At 53.2% G+C, this 4,024-nt stretch carries 3 protein-coding genes; all 3 read right to left on the reverse strand.

The window, feature by feature from the left end; all coding sequences use genetic code 11:
• Nucleotides 1–335: 335 nt before the first annotated feature.
• Complete coding sequence (locus OKB87_RS23375) at nt 336–2,324, reverse strand: Ig-like domain-containing protein (protein ID WP_270828613.1); 1,989 nt, start codon at nt 2,322–2,324, stop codon at nt 336–338.
• Between the two features lie 256 nt (nt 2,325–2,580).
• A complete protein-coding gene (locus OKB87_RS23380) occupies nt 2,581–3,294 on the reverse strand; it encodes a ZirU family protein (RefSeq protein WP_270828614.1) in 714 nt (237 codons plus the stop codon).
• Nucleotides 3,295–3,382: 88 nt separating this feature from the next.
• A partial coding sequence (locus OKB87_RS23385) for a hypothetical protein (RefSeq protein WP_270828615.1) occupies nt 3,383–4,024 on the reverse strand: 642 nt, incomplete at its 5' end.

Below are 4,024 nucleotides of genomic sequence, written 5' to 3' on the forward strand. Positions count from 1 at the left end.
CAAACGCACAAACGCACAAACGCACAAACGCACAAACGCACAAACGCACAAACGCACAAACGCACAAACGCACAAACGCACAAACGCACAAACCAGCATAAGGTAATTAAAATTCATCTCATAATACACCACCGTACTGGCAAATTTAATAAATGCGACAGAATGACTGAACTCAGTAGCCTTGTATAAACATATAGAGTGCGTGAGCATATTGAATGGTTTCCATTACCTTAATATTCAATCACCCACGCACCATTTACTACATAGACACCAACACTATTAGTATCATTAGCCCTCTCCACTGTGAATGCTATTCACATGTAGACTAACCGCGATCACAATGTATTCACGCAGGTGGCGGGATAATTAACAGTATCTGAGTTCGTTGATACAAGTGCACTCACACTAGGATTCGACATCCAAACAAAGTAACGCCCCGAACCAGCAACATCTGATGTTCTTGTCCAATTATTAGTCCAATTTGCAGATGCTGACGGATAAGTGGAAGATGTAATATTCCCAAACTCCCCCCACAAATAACCAAGACCTCTTGCTGTCACACTGCCAGTAGTTATGTTCGAATTAATTAACCCCAATCGAGTCGGCATCACTGCCCCAATACCAGAGCAATATGTAACCGTACTTGTATAAGTATATATTGCAGACGTTGACACCGAATACCACTTCCCTACTACAAAGGCATAATTCCGAGCTGAAGCCCCCCCCTTTGGTGTGGCTGTGATAGTAACCGACTTGGTGGCTGTGCTAGCAGTACCGGTAAACGTCACAATGCCGCTAGCATCGACAGATGTCCAACCTGGTTGGTTGGTAGTCCAGTTGTAATCCGTGTTCCAGGTCGTGACGTTGTTCATCAACAGCTGGAATTTCGCCCCGGTAAAGCCCGTGGTCGGGAAGCCGAAGCCAGCAGCAAAGTTTGCCCCATTCACGCTGACATTACTCAAGCTGTAGGCAATAAAGTTCACACTGGCTGTTTTCTGGTCTACGGTACTTCCTTGCGCATAGGCCGTGATATACACCGTTTCCGCCGCAGCAATACTGTCCTTAACCCCAATAGTCACCTTACCGCTGGCATCGGTGGTGGTGGTCCACGGGGATGCATTAGCAAAACTGGCAGTACCCTTATCTGCACTCAGCGTCAGGGTCACTGGCACGTTAGCCAACACTGTGCCCCGCTTATCTTTAAAGGTTGCCACAACGGTATTTTGGGCCGTGTTATCAGCAGGTGAGTTATTGGTTCCCACCACCAAGGTATCGAGCAGCGGATAAACAACGAAACTCGCAGTGCTACTCTTGCCAAGGTCTGCCGCATTGGCTTGCACTTTGGCGATCACCGTGACCGTTTCAGCCCAGGTATTTTTAAGCGTCATCGTCGCTTGGCCGCTGGCATCGGTCACGCTCGTGGCCGCACCCAAGGTGGCTGAGGAGCCGCTGCGGCTCCAAACCACCGTTGCGCCGGGCAATGGATTACCATCCACATCCAACACCGTTGCCGTCAAGAGAGCTTCACTCACATTGTCTGCCGGTTTGCCATCAGTGGTGGTCACCAGTGTGGATACCACAGCCGTCGCCGGGTCGCCGGTCAAGGTCACCTGCTGGGTTGTCGGGGATGTGTCCAGCGCAGCGCCATCTAACTGTGGGGTAAAGGTTTCTACGCCAAGCTTGGTCCCTGTCAGCAGGTATTCATAAACGCCATTATCTTTGTCGAACTCGCTCAACAAGATGACATTCGTTCCCACAATGCCGCTATACGCCAGCGAAACCCGGTCCTTCATCCCTGTAATCGGGTTACCTGCATCATCTTTGAGTGTCAACGTCAGCACTGCCTTGTCTGTTCCGTTTGCCACAATGTTGACTTTATCGACATTGAAGGTCGACTTGGTTGCGTCCGGGCGTCCCTGCACAACCGCTGATGGACTGCTCAACGCTTCCACCCCTTGTGACGGGTCGCTCGCGTTAGGGTCAGTTACCGGTGTCACCCCAAAACGCACTTGCTTGCCGCGCTCGTTATTGCTCAGCACGTAAGTCTGTTTGTCAGTGCCCTTTGCCAAGTCAAAATTACCGCTATCCACCCAGCGAAACACACTGCCCAGCTCACTATCCAAATCCTGGTCACCAAAGGTATAAACACCCTGCAAGGTATCCCCGACCAAGGGTGCTGTAGGCCCATTGACCGCAACACCGGTTGCCACAGGCGCACGCCCTTGGACCGACAGCGTGTTAGCACTCTTTGCCTGCACCCATGCCGATTGCCCACACACCAGCAGCAATGCCAGATAGGACAAATAACGAGATATCACCTTCATTGCATCATGTCTCCGGTTCCCAGTAGAACCCTCTACCGCTGTAACATGCCAGCCCCGCACCCCACACAGGTTGCCAGACCAGACGAAATAACAAGCCGCCCGTTGGCGTGCCCATGCATTACATAAAAGGTATCCACCTCACCTTCCCTGGCGAGATAGCATACCGACTACCTATTGGCAGCCACTACTCATTCCCCATGACAACACAGGGCTTTGGCGTCAACGCCAGACATTCAACTCACCATCACCAAGCGCTTTACGGCTTCTTGGTGACATCCACTTGCAGCTTAAGCTTCTGGTCACCTTTAACCGGAGTGTAGGTTTCGTTTGTTGCGCCAAGGATGTCAATGTAAGTTCCCAGATTGGCAGCATCCTCAATCATCCACTGGTAGGTGTAGTCAGCAGAGCTACCCGTGGTACCCGCCGCCGTGGTGACCTTGGCTCTGAGAGTGGTATCCACAATCGGATGACCCGTTTCTACGCTGCCGCTCGCGTCATTAACCACCTCAACCTTGGCCACATCTTTGACATCCGCAACTTCAACAACACCGTTACCATTCGTGCCGCCGGTAGATGCCACCGTCTCAGTGCCCTGGTAGGGGTCAGTAATGTTTGAGTCGGTCTGCGGCACCACGCCGACAGTGATGTCGGTTCCCATGTCATCAGCAGTCAGGGTGTAGGTGCTCGCTGTCGCATTCGTAATAGGTAAGGAATCTCTGTACCACTGGTATGCACTATCCTTCTCGTCATCGCCATCGTCGTCGCTCCAGCCCGCACCTGCAGCAGTCAGCTTGTCACCAGCGTTCACCACGCCGTCGTTGGTGGTGTCAGCATAGGTAACCGCTGCGCTAGTCAGTGTCGGCGCACGACCCTGCACCGTATCCGTCGGGGTAGAAGTCAGCGCACTGGCACCACTAGCAACACCCCACAACACCGCAGCAATCAAGGTCGCCATCTTTGAAAGTTTCATTATTTTTCCTTAACATTTTCTTCAAGTTACATTCCCTGACGAGCCCATCTCGTCAGGGATATTCCTAGTAGCTGCTCACGACTCCTCGTTACGGCTTAACCTCCACCCGAATACGCCGCTTCTGGTCCTCTTTCTTGACCGTGTAGGTCAGCCCCACGGCACCTACGATATCTTGATAAACAGCACTGCCCACCGCGGTCTCTATCTGCCACTGATATTGGTCAGGAGCAGCAGTACACGTACCTGGACACACGGACTCCGCAGTCAACACCTCCCCCACACTGGGTATGCCCACCACACTCACCGTGCTAGGGAACCCTTGCGGGGTTGGATCATCCGGGTCAAGCGGATTGCTCCCTGCATCCACCTCTTCCTTGTCGGTCAGGCCATCACCATCGGTGTCCGGCTTGGTTGGGTCGGTCCCGGCGGTCTTCTCTTCACCGTCAGTCAGCCCATCACCGTCGGTATCCGGGTTCTTCGGATCGGTGCCGTTGGTCCCTTCGTCGGTGTCGGTCACGCCGTCGTTATCATCATCCGGGTCGATGCCATCGGGAATACCATCACCGTCCGTGTCCAGGTTGCCACCGGCGACCGGGTCGTTCGGGTCAAGCGGATTGCTCCCTGCATCCACCTCTTCCTTGTCGGTCAGGCCATCACCATCGGTGTCCGGCTTGGTTGGGTCGGTCCCGGCGGTCTTCTCTTCACCGTCAGTCAGCCCATCACCGTCGGT

Origin of the sequence: Aeromonas sp. Y318-1 (genome assembly GCF_027706125.1) — a bacterium.
Classification (GTDB): domain Bacteria; phylum Pseudomonadota; class Gammaproteobacteria; order Enterobacterales; family Aeromonadaceae; genus Aeromonas; species Aeromonas hydrophila.

Coding starts and splice junctions, on each gene's coding strand:
- OKB87_RS23380 (WP_270828614.1), bottom strand. CDS start 3,294: ATGAAACTTTCAAAGATGGCGACCTTGATTGCTGCGGTGTTGTGGGGT.
- OKB87_RS23375 (WP_270828613.1), bottom strand. CDS start 2,324: ATGAAGGTGATATCTCGTTATTTGTCCTATCTGGCATTGCTGCTGGTG.